Annotated in this window: 13 protein-coding genes; 7 read left to right on the top strand and 6 right to left on the bottom strand. The window is 37.6% G+C overall.

What is annotated here, in order from left to right:
• Positions 1–91: 91 nt before the first annotated feature.
• On the top strand, positions 92–2,872 hold the full coding sequence (locus GFO_RS14510; RefSeq protein WP_011710928.1) for a 2-oxoglutarate dehydrogenase E1 component: 2,781 nt from the start codon (positions 92–94) through the stop codon (positions 2,870–2,872).
• A 43-nt stretch (positions 2,873–2,915) separates the two neighbouring features.
• On the top strand, positions 2,916–4,232 hold the full coding sequence (gene odhB, locus GFO_RS14505; RefSeq protein ID WP_011710927.1) for a 2-oxoglutarate dehydrogenase complex dihydrolipoyllysine-residue succinyltransferase: 1,317 nt from the start codon (positions 2,916–2,918) through the stop codon (positions 4,230–4,232).
• Between the two features lie 237 nt (positions 4,233–4,469).
• Here odhB and GFO_RS14500 read toward each other — a convergent pair whose 3' ends face one another.
• Positions 4,470–4,904: a retropepsin-like aspartic protease gene (locus tag GFO_RS14500; protein ID WP_011710926.1), complete on the bottom strand. Its 435-nt coding sequence runs from the start codon at positions 4,902–4,904 to the stop codon at positions 4,470–4,472.
• Positions 4,905–5,013: 109 nt separating this feature from the next.
• On the opposite strand from GFO_RS14500, the gene GFO_RS14495 reads away from it, so the two are divergent.
• Positions 5,014–6,573, top strand: coding sequence for an NAD(P)/FAD-dependent oxidoreductase (locus tag GFO_RS14495; RefSeq protein WP_011710925.1), 1,560 nt, complete (start codon positions 5,014–5,016; stop codon positions 6,571–6,573).
• An 851-nt stretch (positions 6,574–7,424) separates the two neighbouring features.
• Here the strand turns inward: GFO_RS14495 and GFO_RS14490 are convergent.
• From GFO_RS14490 to GFO_RS14470, 4 genes are all read right to left on the bottom strand, one after another.
• Entirely contained in the window at positions 7,425–10,409 is a 2,985-nt protein-coding gene (locus GFO_RS14490) for a DNA polymerase III subunit alpha (RefSeq protein ID WP_011710923.1), read from the bottom strand.
• A gap of 366 nt (positions 10,410–10,775) precedes the next feature.
• Positions 10,776–11,996 (bottom strand): DNA polymerase IV, encoded by a 1,221-nt coding sequence (gene dinB / locus GFO_RS14485; RefSeq protein WP_011710922.1) that lies wholly within the window; start codon positions 11,994–11,996, stop codon positions 10,776–10,778.
• A 114-nt stretch (positions 11,997–12,110) separates the two neighbouring features.
• The gene (locus GFO_RS14480) at positions 12,111–12,509 is read right to left on the bottom strand and encodes an NUDIX hydrolase (protein WP_011710920.1); all 399 of its coding nucleotides are present in this window, start codon (positions 12,507–12,509) and stop codon (positions 12,111–12,113) included.
• Between the two features lie 489 nt (positions 12,510–12,998).
• The gene (locus GFO_RS14470; protein WP_011710918.1) at positions 12,999–13,499 is read right to left on the bottom strand and encodes a nuclear transport factor 2 family protein; all 501 of its coding nucleotides are present in this window, start codon (positions 13,497–13,499) and stop codon (positions 12,999–13,001) included.
• Positions 13,500–13,686: 187 nt separating this feature from the next.
• Between GFO_RS14470 and GFO_RS14465 the strand changes: the two genes are divergently transcribed.
• The gene (locus GFO_RS14465; RefSeq protein WP_011710917.1) at positions 13,687–14,307 is read left to right on the top strand and encodes a peptidase associated/transthyretin-like domain-containing protein; all 621 of its coding nucleotides are present in this window, start codon (positions 13,687–13,689) and stop codon (positions 14,305–14,307) included.
• Positions 14,308–14,429: 122 nt separating this feature from the next.
• On the opposite strand, the gene GFO_RS14460 is transcribed toward GFO_RS14465, so the two are convergent.
• Complete coding sequence (locus tag GFO_RS14460; protein ID WP_041250401.1) at positions 14,430–16,226, bottom strand: DUF885 domain-containing protein; 1,797 nt, start codon at positions 16,224–16,226, stop codon at positions 14,430–14,432.
• A 390-nt stretch (positions 16,227–16,616) separates the two neighbouring features.
• On the opposite strand from GFO_RS14460, the gene GFO_RS14455 reads away from it, so the two are divergent.
• From GFO_RS14455 to GFO_RS14445, 3 genes are all read left to right on the top strand, one after another.
• Positions 16,617–16,997, top strand: a complete 381-nt coding sequence (locus tag GFO_RS14455) for a hypothetical protein (protein WP_011710915.1) — start codon at positions 16,617–16,619, stop codon at positions 16,995–16,997.
• A 21-nt stretch (positions 16,998–17,018) separates the two neighbouring features.
• Positions 17,019–17,486 (top strand): PEGA domain-containing protein, encoded by a 468-nt coding sequence (locus GFO_RS14450; RefSeq protein ID WP_011710914.1) that lies wholly within the window; start codon positions 17,019–17,021, stop codon positions 17,484–17,486.
• Positions 17,487–17,739: 253 nt separating this feature from the next.
• The gene (locus tag GFO_RS14445; protein ID WP_011710913.1) at positions 17,740–18,144 is read left to right on the top strand and encodes a Dabb family protein; all 405 of its coding nucleotides are present in this window, start codon (positions 17,740–17,742) and stop codon (positions 18,142–18,144) included.
• Positions 18,145–18,156 lie beyond the last annotated feature (12 nt).

Raw genomic sequence — 18,156 nt, 5'->3', positions numbered from 1 at the left:
AGAGAATTATCATAATGGCTACAAGCTGTTTTTTTTAAAAATTGTATTTTTGTAATGTTTTTAAAACAAAAGAAACATTTGTTTCAATTTTATGGATAGATTTTCATTTCTAAATGCTGCTCATACTGCATATTTCGCAGAACTTTACGATCAATATCTAAAACATCCTGATAGTGTGGAGCCCAGTTGGAGGGCTTTTTTCCAGGGATTTGACTTTGGAATGCAAGAAAACGGCATTTCAGAAGAAGTATTGGGAGAGGCTCCTGTAGATTTTGCAGAAGGAGATATACCAGCACACGTAATTAAAGAATTTCAGGTAATACGCTTAATTGACGGTTACAGAACCCGAGGGCATTTGTTTACCAAAACAAATCCTGTAAGAGAACGCAGGAAGTACGAGCCGACGCTGGAGATTTCCAACTTTGGTCTTGAAGAAAGCGACCTGCAAACAACTTTCAATGCCGGGGATATACTTGGGATTGGGCCTACTACTTTAAAAGAAATCGTTAGGCATCTTGAGAATATTTACTGTGAATCTATTGGGATCGAGTATATGTATATTCGTAAGCCTGAAGAGTTACAGTGGATACAGGATAAGCTGAACGTTAATGAGAATCATCCAGAATTTGACGATGCTCAGAAGAAACAAATACTAAAGAAACTTAACGAAGCAGTTTCCTTTGAATCTTTTCTTCATACCAAATATGTTGGGCAAAAACGTTTTTCACTGGAAGGTGGAGAGAGCCTAATTCCCGGACTTGATGCTATAATTGAGAAAGCAGCGGAATTTGGTGTGGAAGAATTTGTGATGGGGATGGCCCACCGTGGAAGATTAAATACCCTCACGAATATCTTCGGAAAAAGTGCTAAAGATATTTTTAGTGAATTTGACGGAAAAGATTACGAACAGGATATTTTTGATGGAGACGTAAAATATCACCTGGGATGGACTTCCTGTCGAAAAACCGATAGTGGAAAAGGAATAAATATAAATATTGCTCCCAACCCTTCTCACCTGGAAACGGTAGGAGCGGTAGTAGAGGGGATTACCCGTGCGAAACAGGATCGTCGTTACAAGGGTGATAATTCTAAAGTACTGCCAATCCTGGTGCATGGTGATGCAGCTATTGCCGGACAGGGAATAGCTTATGAAATAGTGCAAATGGCCCAGCTGGAAGGTTATGAAACCGGTGGAACCATTCATATTGTAGTAAATAACCAGATTGGATTTACAACAAATTATCTGGATGCCAGAAGTTCAACCTATTGTACAGATGTTGGGAAAGTAACCCTTTCCCCGGTACTTCATGTAAATTCAGATGATGCTGAAGCTGTGGTACATGCCATGCTTTTTGCATTGGATTTCAGGATGAAGTTTAAGCGGGACGTATTCATTGACCTTCTTGGTTACAGAAAATACGGGCATAATGAAGGGGACGAGCCAAGATTTACTCAGCCTAAACTTTATAAAGCTATCTCCAAGCATGAAAATGCTCGGGATATTTATTTTGAGAAGCTGAAAAAACAAGGAGTCGCAGACGATGAATATCTAAAAGAATTAGAAGATACTTATAAAGCGGCACTGGAAGAAAACCTGGAAGATTCCCGAAAAGAAGAAACAACCAGAATTACGCCATTTATGGCAGAGGAGTGGGAAGGCTTTGAAAGTGCCCAGGAAGATGAAATGATGAAGGATGTGGATACCACATTCGATCTTGACAGGCTGGATAAAGTTGCAGAAGCTGTTTCTCAATTGCCGGAAGGGAAAAAGTTTATGAGAAAGATTAAGAAGATCATAGACGGCAGAAAAAAAATGTACTTTGAAGATAATAAGTTAGACTGGTCTATGGCAGAACATCTGGCTTATGGATCTTTGATGGCTGAAGGATATAATATTAGAATTAGCGGGCAGGATAGTGAAAGGGGTACATTTTCACACCGTCATGCGGTAGTAAAGGTAGAAGACAGTGAAGAAGAGATCATTCTTCATAATAACATAGAAGAAAGAGACGGAGATTTCTTTATCTATAATTCTCCACTTTCAGAATATGGAGTTGTTGGTTTTGATTATGGATATTCCATGGCAAGTCCAACTACGCTTAATATATGGGAAGCTCAGTTCGGAGATTTTGTGAATGGAGCTCAGATTGTAATAGATCAATATATATCAGCGGCCGAAGATAAATGGAAACTTCAAAACGGTCTGGTGATGTTATTGCCTCATGGTTACGAAGGTCAGGGAGCAGAACACTCTTCAGGAAGAATGGAGCGTTTTCTTCAACTTTGTGCTAAAGATAATATGTATGTAGCAGATGTTTCTACACCTGCCAATATGTTCCATATTCTAAGAAGACAAATGAAGGCTAAGTTTAGAAAGCCTTTGATCATCTTTACCCCGAAAAGTTTATTAAGACATTCAAAAGTGATCTCTACCAAAGAGGAGTTTGCTACAGGAAGTTTTCAGCCTGTAATAGATGATCATGATGCTAATATTGAAAAGATAAAAACACTGGTATTCTGTACAGGTAAATTCTATTATGATCTTCTAAAACATAGAGAAGAGAATGAAAGAGAAGATGTGGCACTTGTTAGGATAGAACAGTTATTTCCATTACCAATTTCAAAAATGAAAGAGTTGATGGATACATATAAAAATGCTGATGATGTAGTGTGGGCGCAAGAAGAACCACGTAATATGGGAGCTTACAGTCACTTACTATTACATTTTGAAGAAGCACGAAAATTCAGGGTCTGCAGTCGTAAATTTTACGGGTCACCTGCTGCCGGTAGTTCTGTGCGTTTCAAGAAACGTCACGAACGTGTGATCAACAGTGTTTTTGATAAGAATTTAAACGAAGAAGAAAATAATTAAGAATCAGTTTCCTGAATTTCAGGAATCAAAATAGATAATAATCATGGCCTTAGAAATGAAAGTTCCTTCACCTGGTGAATCCATCACTGAAGTTGAAATAGCCCAGTGGCTGGTAGAAGACGGAGATTACGTTGAAAAAGATCAGGCAGTTGCCGAAGTTGATAGTGATAAAGCTACCCTTGAACTTCCTGCGGAAGCAAGCGGAATTATCACATTTAAGGCTGAAGAAGGTGATTTGGTACAAGTTGGTGAAGTAGTGTGTCTAATTGATACCGAAGCCGAAAAGCCAGGTGGCGATGGTGGAAGTGATGATTCTGAAGATAAGAAAGACGGTAAAGAAGCTAAAGAAGACGATAAATCTGCTGAAGAAGAGGAAAAGGAACGTCAGGAAAAGAAAGAAGATAAAAAAGACAGCGATAAAGCAGAGGCTAAAACTGAAACTCCTTCAAAATCCAGCACTCCAAATCAAAAACAGGATACGTATGCTTCGGGAAGTCCTTCTCCGGCAGCGAAGAAGATCCTTGATGAAAAAGGGATGGATTCCAAAGATGTAAAAGGTTCAGGTCGGGACGGCCGTGTTACCAAGCAGGACGCTGTTGAAGCTAAAGCTTCTATGGGAACTCCAGGAACAGGTACAAGAGGCGAGGAGAAGAAAAAAATGTCGATGTTCCGTCGTAAACTTGCTGAACGTTTGGTAAGTGCCAAGAATGATACAGCGATGCTTACTACTTTTAACGAAGTAGATATGTCTCCAATATTTGAACTTAGAAAGAAATACAAAGAAGAATTTAAAGATAAACACGGGGTAAGCCTTGGTTTTATGTCTTTCTTTACATTGGCCGTAATTCGTGCTTTAGACGAGTATCCTGCTGTAAACTCTATGATAGATGGAGATTACCAGATAAGCTATGATTATAAAGATATTAGTATCGCTGTTTCAGGACCTAAAGGTTTAACGGTACCGGTAATTAGAAATGCTGAAAATTTAAGTTTTCGAGGAGTAGAATCAGAAGTTAAACGTCTTGCGATAAAGGCACGTGATGGAAAGATCACCGTAGATGAAATGACGGGAGGTACTTTCACTATCACCAATGGAGGTGTATTTGGATCGATGCTTTCAACTCCAATTATTAATCCTCCGCAGAGTGCTATTCTTGGAATGCATAATATCGTGGAGAGACCGGTAGCAATAGATGGTCATGTAGAAATTAGACCAATCATGTATGTTGCATTGTCTTATGATCACAGAATTATCGACGGAAAAGAGTCTGTTGGATTTCTTGTAGCTATTAAAGAAGCACTGGAAAATCCTGAAGAATTATTGATGGATAATGATGTGAAAAGATCGTTGGAACTATAGTTTTCAATAACAATAATTAAAAAAGGGTCTGTGAAAGCAGACCCTTTTTTATTCTAACAAAAACTAAAACAAAATCAACAAACAAGTAACGTTCAAAGCTAGTACTCCCAAAATAAAAAAGGCTAGTACCAGGTATAAGAATTGTGAAAGGACTTTTGCTTTGATAACGTTATGAGATTAATTGTAACATCTCAAATTTACTTTTTTATAGAGCTTGAGTCAAAGGGGGTTTTTCCCTTATTTTAAATATAAAGCCTTGTTTTTATAATCAATTACGGCTTTCCCTTTCTTAAGAATATCTGCTCCAATAATTCCGTGTACTTTTTCAGCCTTATGATTTATAAGAGCTTCATTCACATGCTTCAGGTCAAAAAGGACAAGATCTATTTTTTTCTTTTTCCAGCTTTTAATATCTATACGGTTCTTCTGAGAGATCTGGGTAAGCATATTGGTAGCCCCGGCTCCTGCCGCTTTTATATCACTATCTTCTGGAAGTAAGTCAAAATGCTCAACGGCTTCAATACCCACGCAGGTACTGGATGCGCCAGTGTCAAGAATAAAATTACCTTCTATATCGTTAATTTTTGCAACTAACTCAAGGTGATTAGTTTTAGTGTATTTGAGTTTTATACGGTGATATCCCTTTTCTTCTAATAGCTTTTTTAAAGACATGCTTTTTTTTACAAATATATCATTATAGGAAATAGATAAGGGAAGATTGAGTTTTCTGAAAGCGTTTAAATTTAATATTTAGAAAAAATACATACTATCTTTACGCCCTATGAGCACTTTGGTACAAATTACGGCATTGCCACATGAACAGGATGATCATCACTTATTATTGAATAGAGCGATTCAGAAATCAAATCTTCGGAAAGATGATATCGGAGATTGGCGAATTAGAAAACGTTCTATAGATGCACGTAAAAAACCTGTAAGACTTAATCTTCAAATAGAAATTTGGAGAAATGAGGAAGAAAAAGTTAAGATTCCGCCTTACGTACCTGGAGAAGTTTCTAAAGCTAAAGAAATTGCTATTATTGGTGCAGGTCCAGCTGGTTTATACGCGGCATTACGTGCGGTTGAAGCTGGGTTGAAACCGATAGTTTTTGAAAGAGGAAAAGATGTAAAGTCTAGAAGACGCGATCTTGCGAAGATCAATAAAGAACAAATTGTAAATCCAGAATCAAATTATTGTTTTGGAGAAGGTGGTGCCGGAACATATTCAGACGGGAAATTATATACCCGATCTAAAAAACGGGGCAACGTTTTGAAAGCTTTGGAGTGGTTTGTAGAATTTGGTGCCGATCCTGATATTCTAGTGGATGCCCATCCCCATATTGGAACCAATAAATTACCAAAGATCATTACCGCCATGCGTGAAGCAGTGATCGAGGCAGGAGGAGAGGTGCATTTTAACTCTAAACTTACCAATCTCAAATTAAACGGAGACCATATTGAGGCGATTGAGATCAATGCTGAAAAATGGCATTCTTTCGATGATGTAATTCTGGCAACAGGACATTCGGCGAGGGATATATTCTATCTGCTGCACGAAAAAAATATCAAGCTTGAAGCTAAGCCTTTTGCTTTGGGGGTGCGAATAGAGCATCAGCAGAAATTGATAGATCATATTCAATATCATGGTGACGATGAGAATCCATATTTGCCGCCCGCCTCGTATAGTTTGGTAGAGCAAGTGGAGGGAATGGGAGTTTATTCATTTTGTATGTGTCCCGGCGGGATTATCGCGCCTTGTGCCACGGAGCAGGAGGAGGTGGTGACTAATGGCTGGAGCCCAAGTAAACGCAATAATCCATATTCTAATTCGGGAATTGTGGTGAGTATAGAACCATCAGATCTTCCAGGTTTTAAACCGAATGATCCTTTTGTATGTCTCGATTTTCAAAAATTAGTTGAAAAGAATTGCTGGGAAGCTGCGGGCAAAACGCAACAAGTTCCGGCACAACGAATGAAAGATTTTGTGAAAGGTAAAATTTCGAAAGATTTTCCAAAAACTTCTTATCAGCCTGGTATCGTAAGTGTAGATCTCCATAAGGTTCTTCCAGATCTTATAGCACGCCGATTGCGGAAAGCTCTGGTAAAATTCGGACGAAAACTGAAAGGCTATTATACCAATGATGCCGTATTGCACGCACCGGAAAGCAGAACTTCCTCACCTGTCTTGATTCCCCGGGATCCCATTACCTTAGAGCATCTAGAAGTAAAGGGCCTTTATCCATGTGGAGAGGGAGCAGGTTATGCCGGAGGGATTATTTCCGCCGCCATCGATGGGATTAATTGTGTAGATGCAATTGCTAAGAAATACGAAGTACATTAATCTTCTAGCGTACTTTGTCAGCCTGAGCGCAGTCGAAGGCATTTCTATGAAAAAAAACTACATCATTCTATTTACCGTGAATTATTGAGAAATCAATTCGTCACTCTGAACTCGTTTCAGGGTCTCAACAGATGCTGAAACAAATTCAGCATGACGACCTTTTCGTGTGTTCATTTCGACCGCAGGGAGAAATCTCTTCTTCTGCTCATTGTTTTTCCGGTCATTGCGAACGCAGTGACGCAATCTCATAGTTGATCTTCAATTACCTTCTTTTCTTTTTCCATTGCTGAAAAAGAAACAAAAAATCTAGTCTTCATTTTCTTGTTCACCCCTTACGGCTCGGAAGCTAAAAGAATTGAACTCCCTTTGGTCAAACAGCAATTCTTTTTTAACGCTTCTTTCGCCTACGGGTCCCGAAGTCGAAACTGAGGACGCTATCAAATTTGAAAACAGATTTCTTAGTCATTTCATTTCTTCGAAATGAGGATACTTTGTCAGCCTGAGCGCAGTCGAAGGCATTTCTATGAAAAAAAACTACATCATTTTATTTGCCTTGAATTATTGAGAAATCAATTTGTCATTCTGATTTTATCTTAGGATCTCAACAGCTTCTAAAATGATTTCAATACGATGATCTTTTCGTTTTGTCATTTCGACCGCATGGAGAAATCTCTTTGGAATATGATTCTTCTGTCTTACTATTTTTCTCTGGGAGACACATATGTACTGTACACTGAGCGCAGTCGAAGTGTGTGTTTTAATTCTAGAAGCCTGGGAAGTTTCAGCATCTCATTTTAATACATAATAAAACCCCGAAACTGTTTTAGAGTAATGGTAATTATAATTGTTTTCTAATTAGCGATTTTCACTTTAAAACCCGAATCCACTAATCTAGGATCTGTCTGAATTGCCTGTCTGGAAATCCATTTTGCATTAATAGAAATGAACCCTAGATCTTCAGTTACAGTTCCATAACATAGATAGATACCTTTATGGATGTGAGAGTATTTTTCTGCGACAGCAGGGAAAAGTACAATATCGAAAATATTTCCTTCTATGTCATAGAAAGTTCCAAAATACATGTACTTCCCGTTAGAGGTACCGGTTTTTTTCGAGTTTACAAGGTTACCGTAAATTTCAACCTCCTTGCCAATATAATTTTTAAGATTTTTTGCTTCCACAGAATTTTTTAGCGGTTCTTGCAACAAATCAAACTGGCTACAAAGCGGAAATCCGAGAAGTTCCATTTGATCATAGGCTTCTATTAGTTTTGAATATTCAAATTCCGGAAGTTCAAAATCCCTGTGTTTTGACTTGAAAAGTAATGGCTGATTGCTTTTGGGTTTATTATGCTGAAGTTTGAAATAAGCTTTCCATAATAGATGATGTTTGTCAAATTTAGTAAATCTGAAAGCATTGACTTTGAGCAACAGGCTTATCTGTTCAATAGAAATATTTACACGATCTATAAAGTCATCTAAAGATTTAAAAGGACCAAAAAACTGCCTGTTTTCAAGAATTTGTATGATAGTCTTATCTTCCAGTTCCTTAACATACCCCAGTCCCAGGTAAACATCTTTATTATGAATTGTATTGGGATGATCACTTTCGTTAATACAGGGAGCGTGAATTTCACCTCCGCACTTTCTTATTTCCTGAATATAGGTTTGCAGATCATAAAATCCGCCACCGTTATTTATTGCCGCTACCATAAATTCCAGCGGGAAGTATTTTTTAAGATATAAACTCTGATAGCTTTCCACCGCATAAGAAGCAGAATGACCTTTCGGGAAGGCATAACCGGCAAAAGATGAGATTTGTTCCCAGACTTCGTTGGTCAACTGAACACTGTAGCCACGCTCTTTACAATTCTCACGAAAAGTCTCTTCAATCTTTTCCATCTGCCCTTTAGAAGTTTTCTTGCCACTCATTCCGCGCCGAAGTACATCGGCATCATCCAGATCCAGTCCGGCGAATTCAAAGGCTACCTTCATCACATCTTCCTGGTACACCATCACACCATAGGTATCTTTCATAATTTTAAGCATTACCGGATGTGCTTCTTTTCTACGTTCAGGATCACGGTGCCGGCGAATAAATTCTTCTTTCATTCCGGCACTGGAAATTCCCGGTCTTATCACTGAGCTTGCCGCAACCAGATTCATATAATTGTCAGTTTGTAGTTTGGTGAGTAGCCCGCGCATGGCAGGAGATTCTACATAGAAAACGCCCATACAATCACCAGTTTTCAAAAGATCATTGATCGCCGAATCTTCCTTAAAAACCTTTATATCCTCAATATCTTTGATTTTAGCAGTCGGTTGATTTTGATTGATAATTTCAATAGCATCCGTTATTTTGGAGAGTCCGCGTTGAGCTAGAATATCAAATTTATGAATACCGACATCTTCCGCGATATTCATGTCTATCTGTATAGTTCTAAAACCTTTTGGAGGAAGAAATGTCCCTGCATAATTATAAACAGAATCATTTAAAATCATGATTCCTCCGGAATGCACACTTAGATAATTTGGAAAACCATCAATTAACCTGCTGTATCTTAGAACCAGCTTTTCCAGGTGATCCAGTTCTTTATAATTAAAAAATCCCTGTGAGAGTTTATCTATATTTTCTTTGGGGAGCCCGAATACTTTTCCTAATTCCCTTGCCACAGCTCTACGCTTAAAAGTAACATACGTACCCATAAGGGCGGTATGCTCATATTGTTCAAAAATGTAGCGAGTTACATCATTTCGGTCTTTCCATGAAAAATCGATATCAAAATCTGGTGGTGAGCTTCGGTTGGGGTTTATAAAACGTTCAAAATAGAGATCCAGTTCTATAGGATCCACATTGGTGATTCCAAGAATATAAGCCACGATGGAATTTGCCCCGCTGCCACGGCCTATAAAAGGATAATTTTGGGAGCGGGCATAACTTACAATGTCGAGGTTTATAAGAAAATAAGAAACAAAACCGAGTCTTATAATGACTCCCAGCTCTTTTTCTACCCGGGCATAAACCTTCTCTTCTTTTTCCGGATACCTTTCAGGTAGTTTTTTATAACATAACTCAACAAGCTTTTTTTCGTCTTCCTGTTCACTTCTGCCTGCGATTTTTAAATTCCGATTCTGGTCACGGCCAAATTCAAAATTCACCTGACAGAGATTCATCAAATTTTGAGTGTTTTCGAGAATATGCGGGAAATCTTCAAATTCTTTTTCAATATCTGCTGGCGGAATCATTTGATGATGAAAAAAACCCTGTTCGCTTTTAGGAAGTTTGCTTAACAAAGTATTGTTGTCTATGGCTCGAAGCAATCGGTGCGCATTATAATCTTTCTTATTTCTGAAGGAAACCGTCTGTAGCAGTACCAGCTTATCTTTTAGTTTTTGATATTCTGAAAACTTTAATTTTCGAAGGCTTTCTGTGGAAATTCCTATAAACTCATTCTCCCGAAAATCTTTTTTTTTCTGACTGATGACTTTTTCTAATGAATAAATAATAAAACAGTCCGGCAGAGGAGGGGCTTGAGCAGGAAATTCTTTATGGGTGTGAATATAATTTGAAAGATGTTCGTTTAATTGCCGGTAGCCTGTATTGTTCTTGGCAATTCCCACATATTGTTGATCTGCTCCGTTTCTAAAATCTATTCCTACAAGCGCTTTGAGATTGGTTCTTCTGGTTATTTTTAAAAATTCCAGGCAGGCTGAGGTGTTATTAATATCGGTAACTGCGAGCTGTTTTACTCCGTTTTTTTTCGCCAATTCACACAGTTCTACTGTAGGCATGGTGCCGTAGCGGAGTGAATAGTATGTATGGCAGTTTAAGTACAACGATCAATCAATAATTATCAGTTATCATTTTTCTTTTTTGTCATGCTGAACTTGTTTCAGCATCTATAGAGTGATACTTCCACCTTGGAGGGTAGGCTCTCTATCTTTTCTTTTTCCATTGATGAATCCTTCGACTTCGCTCAGGAGAAACAAAAAATCTAGTCTTCATTTTCTTGTTCACCCGTTACGGCTCGGAAGCTAAAAGAATTGAACTCCCTCCGGTCAAACAGCAATTCTTTTTTTACGCTTTCCTCACCTACGGGTCCCGAAGTCGAAACTGAGGACGTGACATTCTCATTTTTGGTGTCTCAATCATCGGGAAAAATCTCAGAATCTAAAGTCTAACGTCTAAAATCTACTGTCTATTTATTGCTTTCTATGCGCAAGCACCACCGGAGGCTCACCGTTAAACGGATTTCCCATTCTTCCGATCGTTTTTACATCCATGCTAACGGCACGCATCACACTATGCTCCCCAAAACGTTTTTTTATTTTATCCATCGAATTATAGAGACTGAGCATCTCTTCAGAATCATCAAAAAGATTGATCTGATAATGCCCGCCTACGAGTCCGCTAAAACGAACACCGATAAGTCTTATAAGCATTCGCCTCGAGTAAAGCTGTTTGAACAATTCTTCTACTTTTGGGATAAGAATATGGTCGGCGCTGGTATAAGAAATTTTTGCCTGTTTACTATAGGTCTGAAAGTCTGAATATCGTATCCTCACACTTACGTTCGAGGTTAGCTTATTTCCTCGTCTCAGCTGGTAAGCAAGACTTTCAGCCATCGCCACCAGGGTTGCATGCAACCGAACCATATCTATGGTGTCGCGGTTAAAAGTACGTTCTGTCGAGATAGATTTTCGCTCGTGGAAAGGGATAATCGGAGGATTATCGATCCCGTGAGCTCTTTTCCATATGGTACGCCCGTTTTTTCCCAGAACACTTTCCAGGACTTCCACAGGCATTTTTTGTATAGTCTCAATTCTTCGTATTCCAAGATTTAGTAATTTCTGAAAAGTTTTATTGCCCACCATAGGGATCTTATTTACGGGAAGCGGAGCAAGAAAATTCTTTTCGGTGCCCGGATCAATGATCTTTTGAGCATAGGGTTTGCCTTCCCCGGTAGCGATCTTGGAAACTATTTTATTTTGGGAAAGTCCGAATGAAATAGGTAACCTGGTTTCTTTTAAAATACTTTGCTGAAGTTCTTTGGCAAACTGGTTGATCCCGAAAAAACGATCCATCCCGGTAAGATCTGCATAGAACTCATCTACGCTGGCTTTTTCAAAAGAAGGAACCTTACTACGTATCACCTCAGTCACTTCATGAGAAAATTTAGTGTAGATCGAGGCATTTCCTTTAATAACCGTAGCCGCCGGACATAACTGCCGGGCTACCTTCATGGGCATTCCGGAGTGTACTCCAAAATTTCTGGTTTCATAACTACAGGCAGCCACTACGCCACGATCTCCGAGTCCGCCAACTATAACGGGTTTTTTATTTAATTCAGGATGCTCTCTTCGTTCTGCGGAAACAAAGAAAGTATCCAGATCCAGATGAATTATAGATTTAGTAATACTCATAAATTGGAATAAATCCTTTTAATTGGAAATATTCCAAAATTATAAAATTATTTTGGTTGAAGATGTAGAAGGAGCGTTAAAACTAATTGGTAATTTTGGAATAGGCCTGAAAACCTAGAGCAGGCCTTTCTTTTTGAGGTCGTCAAAAATGAGATGATCTACAGGTGAACTTTCAGACTTTCTGGAATATGGGAAAAATTCCAGTTTTGCAATTTCAGAAGCTGCTTTCAACATACCCTTATAATCAGCCGTATAACACGTCATACGCACCACGGTTCCTTCAGGATGGCCATGAGCCTGAGCTTCAAATACTCCATATTTAATAAAGCTTTCTGAAATAAGGTTTACAGAAAGTTCTTCTTCAACCTCTCGCTCTAAAGCTTCTGTGTCAGATTCATCTTTATCCCTCTTTCCACCGGGAATATACCAGGTAGATTTCCCCTTACTCAAACTCATAAGAATTTTTTTGTCCTGAATATGGATATAAGCGAGTTTATCGATGAATTTTTTCATGGAATTATAATTGAAATTTTAATTTTTTGATTGGTCTTAAAGTTACACTATCCAACTTCATGGATGATGCTACGAATTTGAGAAAATTTCGGAGATAAGAGATAATAAAAAATTGACTTTGATTTTGAAGTTTAGATACAATTTATTTTTTCGTACCTTAAATGTTTCCTAACCAAAAACCAAACAATATGAAAGGCTCTTCCGGTAAACGCAGGTTGGTAAAGAAATATGTATCTGATTTTATCTTTTCTGAAAAGACACGATTTGTTCTTGACGGTACAAATTATCAGTTTTCAAATGATGAACCGGGTGGAAAATTTATTAAATTCCGGTTTGAAAAAAGCCCTTCGAGGAAGAAACGGAAATACGTTTTTAAATGTATTTATAAGATGATGCGAAATTTTCAGTCTTCATTGAATTAGATATAAAAAGAAAGCTCCTTCATTTTGAACGAGCTTTCTTTTTTAATAAATATTTCAGGTTTAATATTTATTCTTCTTCCATTTCAGTAGCTGTTGAATCTGATGCTTTATCGGTGATATTCATCACCTGCAATTTCCAGTCATTATTAGTTTTTTTCCAAATTAGAGTATAAGCGCCATTATAGGTGTTATTCAAACTATCTCCTTTGATCTGATAACTATAAGTCCCGGCCTCATAGGCAATATCCTTTCCGGAATAGTTTGCTTCAGGCTGTGTTTTAAGTGCTTTCATCATAGGGGCTGCATTTTTATACCACGCCCGGATGCTATCACTACTCATACTCCCTCCCTCCATATATAGTACGGCAGAAGAAGAGGTAAGGCTGTCCAGGGTAGCGACATCATTGCTATTCCAGGAATCTATCCATTGCTTGTTTGATTCTGCAGGATCACGAATTTCAGCCTGTTCTGCCATATCGTCCATATCATCGGTTTCTTTCTTTTCAGCATCATTACAACTGTATATAAACAGTAGTGCGAAAAGCGGTAAAAATTTTAATAATTTCATAATATTTTGATTTTTGGTTATACTCTAATTTACTTAAAAACAGGTAATTATAAGTTATGATATTTACGTTTTTGATCAAAAGGTCAAAAATCCTGTTGATTTCACCAGTTATCAATTTAAAGGCTTAGAAATACGGGTTAATTGACTGATAATCAATTTTTAAGTATTTTTAAATAAATAAATTCTTATGAATTTTCGAATCATCATTTTGAGCTGCTCCTTCCTGTTCTTTTCCTGCGCCCAATCTCAGGAAAAGAAATATCAATTGGTTGGCGGGCCATGTGAAGGTTGCGAAGCTGTGCTGGAATATGGAGATGAAGATCTTAATGCTGTAGATACACTTCCTGAATTTGCTTCCGCAGAAAATAAACTGAAAATTACCGGCACTGTATATAAAGGTGATGGCAAAACTCCTGCTGAAAATGTTGTGCTTTATATTCATCATACCAATGCCGAAGGAATCTATCCCACTACTGGAAAAGAGGAGAGTTGGGCTAAAAGACATGGCTATATTCGAGGCTGGATAAAAACTGACAAAAACGGGCGTTATACTTTTTATACGCAGGTACCGGGAAGTTATCCCGATGGTAGAAATCCGGCGCATATCCATCCGTTTATTCTCGAACCTGATGGAAAGTACTATTATTTATCGGCCTATTTTTTTGATGATGATCCTTTACTGACTGGTCATCATATGGAAGATCCTCCACGTGGAAGTGAGGGAGTGGTTAAGTTGCAAAATATCGGAAATATGAAATTGATTGAACGTGATTTTATTCTTGGTAAGGGAATACCATATTATAAATAGAAAGCGTGTATGAAATTTTCGAATACTGTCATCCTGAACTTGTTTCAGGATCTCAAGAAGCTGAAACAAGTTCAGCTTGACGGTTAAAGTTTCAAGCGGACTTTCTACTATATTTTTAAAATTTATTTAGCTTCAGCAATCCAGTTATCAATTTTACTTTCCAATAATTGCAATGGAACACAACCGGTTTCAAGAACTTCTTTATGATATTCCCTGATATCAAATTTGTCGCCCAATTCAGATTTTGCTTTTTCTCTTAACTCCTGAATTTTCAACTGGCCTATTTTATAAGATAACGCCTGCCCGGGATTAGCCATATATCTTTCAATTTCTGAGATCACACTAGCCTCAGGTTCTGCCTCGTTCTCCAAAGAATATTGAATGGCTTCCTCACGTGTCCAGCCTTTGCTATGCAAACCGGTGTCTACTACCAGACGAACAGCACGATGCATTTCAGCTCCCAACGTACCAAAATACTGGTAAGGATCTGTATAAAGTCCCAATGCCTTTCCTAAAGATTCAGAATATAAAGCCCAGCCTTCACCATAACCGCTATACCAAAGGGTTTTTCTGAAATCTGGCAGTTCTTCATTTTCCTGAGTTAAAGAAACCTGGTAGTGGTGCCCGGGAATCGCTTCATGCAAAAATAAAGACTCATCACTGTAAATATTGTAGCTCGATGCCTCCGGGATAGGAACATAAAAAATTCCCGGCCTGGTACCGTCTAAAGATCCCGGGTTATATTCGGCACTTGCAGATTTTTCACGAAACTCTTCAGTTCTTCTAACTTCAAAATCTGTTTCTGGAGTCACACTAAACAATTTGTCAATATTTGGTTTCATAGTCTCGTGGATCTCTTCAAAATTCGCGATCACCTCTTCAGGCTTTGTAAACGGCATCATCTCTTTATTCTCCCGAACATGATTGAAAAATGATTTAAGATCGCCCTCAAAACCAACTTCTTCTTTTAATTTTTCCATTTCTTTTGAAATTCGCGCTACTTCATCCAGCCCAAGCTGATGAATTTCTTCTGCAGTCATATTGGTCGTGGTGTATAGCTTTATCTGGTGTCTATAATATTTCTCACCATCAGGAATGTCAGCAATTCCGCTAGACTCACGACCTTTAGGAAGATATTCATCTTTCATAAAGGAATGCATTTTTTTATAGGCAGGAATCACTTTTTCCTGAACCATTTTCTTGTAACTTTCAGTAAGTCTTTCTTTTTCTTCTTCGGAAAAATTATCAGGAAAATTATTTACAGGTCCGTAGAATAAGTGATCTTCAACATTAGAACTGGTCATAGATTTCATTTGCGGAATTACTTTTTGAATGAGGGAAGCGGGTAAAACATAACCCTGTTCCATTCCTTCTCGCATATTCTCTTCAGCAGAATTCATCCAGGTAAGAAAACCATCCACACGTTTTAGCCAGTTTTCATAATCTTCCACAGTTTTAAATGGTTGTGCTCCAACACCACTTGCTAACTGACCCATAAACAGGTTTACAGACCACATCTGGTCTATAGGCATGTATTTAGATTTTTTAAATTCCATAGAAGCAAGGTTTATGTCACATTCCCAAAGCAGAATTTCTTTGCTCATTTTTTCGGTCTCACTAAGATCTTCATCATTTATAGAATTTGCTTTCTCCCTGTATTCGGTATAATAACTCCTTAAGCTATCTTCATATTCCTCAGAAAGAAAATTCGGGAATTGATCGTTATAACGCATGTCACCAGACGTGGTTGCTGAAATTGGATTCAGCTTTAAACCATCTTCATAATAATTATTGAGAATAGCGTCGAATTTAGCGCTCACCTTAGCTGTATCATTTTCTTTTGAAGATTCTGAATTTTCATTTTTGCAGCCTATAAGGCTCAGAGCGATGAAAACCGGTAGTATTATTTTTTTAAGCATGTCTAATTTTTTGATGTACTTAACTAAGATAAAAAAAATCATCCTTCGGCTTTTAAAAATGACTCTTTAAAATGAAAAATAGAATTAATGTCTATCCGGTTTTTCTCTAATAATTATCCCGTCACCCTGAACTTTTTTCACTCCGTCGAATCTTCAATTTCAGGGTCTTATTTGCTGTAGTGATCTTTAATATTATGAGATTCTGAAACAAGTTCAGAATGACGTCATTTTATTAGTTTATGATACTTTAAGAGCAATCAAAAAAATTAACTGTTGCGTGTAAAACGAAAGCTTTTTTGATATAAATTCGTCTTTGGAGTCCAGTGACCATTTTAAACGGGGCGTAACCGAAAAGCCTTATGAGTAGGAGTATAAGACATTATTTATGAAATGAAAAAACTATTTATTTTACTGCTTTTGGGGCTGGTAAGTTGTAGTCCCAAAATCAAATCTAATCTTACCAACTCACAACCTAAATTATCTTCTGAAGAGAAAGTTGCGTTATTAGATATGGAGCATCAACTTCCAAATGGCCTGATAAAAATTGGAAGTTTAAAGTTTCAGGATTCAGGATTTTCTACCGATTGTAGTTTCAACAGTATTATGAATCAAGCCCGGATTAGTGCCAGAGAAAATGGAGCCAATATTGTAAAAGTGGTGGAGAAAAAGAATCCAGATATCTGGAGCAGTTGCTACCGGCTAAATTTAGATTTATATCGTTATAGCGGAAATGTAACGACACTACCACAACACCAATTAACTCTTGATTAACTAACCTAATTTTAATTACTAATGAAAAATCTATTTAAAATCCTTCCATTGGCAGCTTTCTTAGTTCTTCAAAGTTGTGCCACTATTGTATCGGGTTCCAAACAAACCGTAAAATTTAATTCTGAACCTAAGGCTGCTACCGTTTACATTAATGAAATTCCGATTGGGAAAACACCTGTGGAGAAGAAACTTAAACGAAATCAGAAATATCAGGTGCTTATCAAAATGGAAGGTTACCAGACTTATGAAACTACACTCTCCAAAAAATTCAATGAGTGGTATATTGGAAATGTGATTTTTGGAGGTTTAATAGGTCTTGTGGTCGACCCTATTACCGGAGCCATGTATAAGCTAACCCCGAATGAACTTAGTTCTAATTTAATCCCGTCTACTGCTGTTAATTTAAACGATACAGATATTCATATAAGCGTAAGCATGAATATAGATCCGGAATGGGAGCAGGTAGGTCAACTGGTAAAAGCTGAATAAGGTTTGTATCTATAACTAGCCTAAATAAAAAGCCCCGCGCAAAATGTGGGGCTTTTTTCACCTTTCCGGTTTTTGAAAATTATACTTTCAATTTACATTCATTTAAATAAATATGGATAGAGCCTAATTGACCCTGGTAATTTTAAACAAATGGCTTAGGATTTTTATGTTAAAGCTCATGGTTTCTTTCTCGGGTTAAATTTTAATTTCAACTTAATGCTGCATATATTTATAGGAGTTAAATTATAATATCATGAAAATTAGAAACTTGTTGCTCGCAGTAATAATCATTATTAGCTGCCAAAGTCTTACCGCCCAAAAAATGGATAAGAAACTTGATCCTAGCTTTACACATGTAGTTTATTTCTGGTTAAATAATCCCGATAAAGTTGAAGATCGCACAGCTTTTGAGCAATCTTTGAGGAAGTTCTTATCTGTGAGTAAATATGCCAAAACTAAATTTATTGGTGTGCCTGCCGGCACACCCAGGGGAGTAGTTGATGGAAGTTTTACTTATTCGCTTATCTTAAGTTTTTCATCTAAAGAAGAGCAGGATCTATATCAAAAGGAGGATGCCCATCTCAAATTCATTGAAGAGTCTGAACATCTTTGGAAAAAAGTGGTGGTCTATGATTCGGTAGGAATTAAAAAGACATAAAATAGCCCCGCA

Source organism: Christiangramia forsetii KT0803, from assembly GCF_000060345.1.
Lineage (GTDB): Bacteria > Bacteroidota > Bacteroidia > Flavobacteriales > Flavobacteriaceae > Christiangramia > Christiangramia forsetii.
The sequence above is the reverse complement of the archived record's forward strand: the minus strand, read 5'-3'. Positions and strand labels throughout refer to the sequence as shown.

What these genes read in the sequence shown, in the direction of transcription:
- GFO_RS14510 (WP_011710928.1), top strand. Translation starts at nt 92, where the DNA reads ATGGATAGATTTTCATTTCTAAATGCTGCTCATACTGCATATTTCGCA.
- odhB (WP_011710927.1), top strand. Translation starts at nt 2,916, where the DNA reads ATGGCCTTAGAAATGAAAGTTCCTTCACCTGGTGAATCCATCACTGAA.
- GFO_RS14500 (WP_011710926.1), bottom strand. Translation starts at nt 4,904, where the DNA reads ATGTCTTTAAAAAAGCTATTAGAAGAAAAGGGATATCACCGTATAAAA.
- GFO_RS14495 (WP_011710925.1), top strand. Translation starts at nt 5,014, where the DNA reads ATGAGCACTTTGGTACAAATTACGGCATTGCCACATGAACAGGATGAT.
- dinB (WP_011710922.1), bottom strand. Translation starts at nt 11,996, where the DNA reads ATGAGTATTACTAAATCTATAATTCATCTGGATCTGGATACTTTCTTT.
- GFO_RS14480 (WP_011710920.1), bottom strand. Translation starts at nt 12,509, where the DNA reads ATGAAAAAATTCATCGATAAACTCGCTTATATCCATATTCAGGACAAA.
- GFO_RS14470 (WP_011710918.1), bottom strand. Translation starts at nt 13,499, where the DNA reads ATGAAATTATTAAAATTTTTACCGCTTTTCGCACTACTGTTTATATAC.
- GFO_RS14465 (WP_011710917.1), top strand. Translation starts at nt 13,687, where the DNA reads ATGAATTTTCGAATCATCATTTTGAGCTGCTCCTTCCTGTTCTTTTCC.
- GFO_RS14460 (WP_041250401.1), bottom strand. Translation starts at nt 16,226, where the DNA reads ATGCTTAAAAAAATAATACTACCGGTTTTCATCGCTCTGAGCCTTATA.
- GFO_RS14455 (WP_011710915.1), top strand. Translation starts at nt 16,617, where the DNA reads ATGAAAAAACTATTTATTTTACTGCTTTTGGGGCTGGTAAGTTGTAGT.
- GFO_RS14450 (WP_011710914.1), top strand. Translation starts at nt 17,019, where the DNA reads ATGAAAAATCTATTTAAAATCCTTCCATTGGCAGCTTTCTTAGTTCTT.
- GFO_RS14445 (WP_011710913.1), top strand. Translation starts at nt 17,740, where the DNA reads ATGAAAATTAGAAACTTGTTGCTCGCAGTAATAATCATTATTAGCTGC.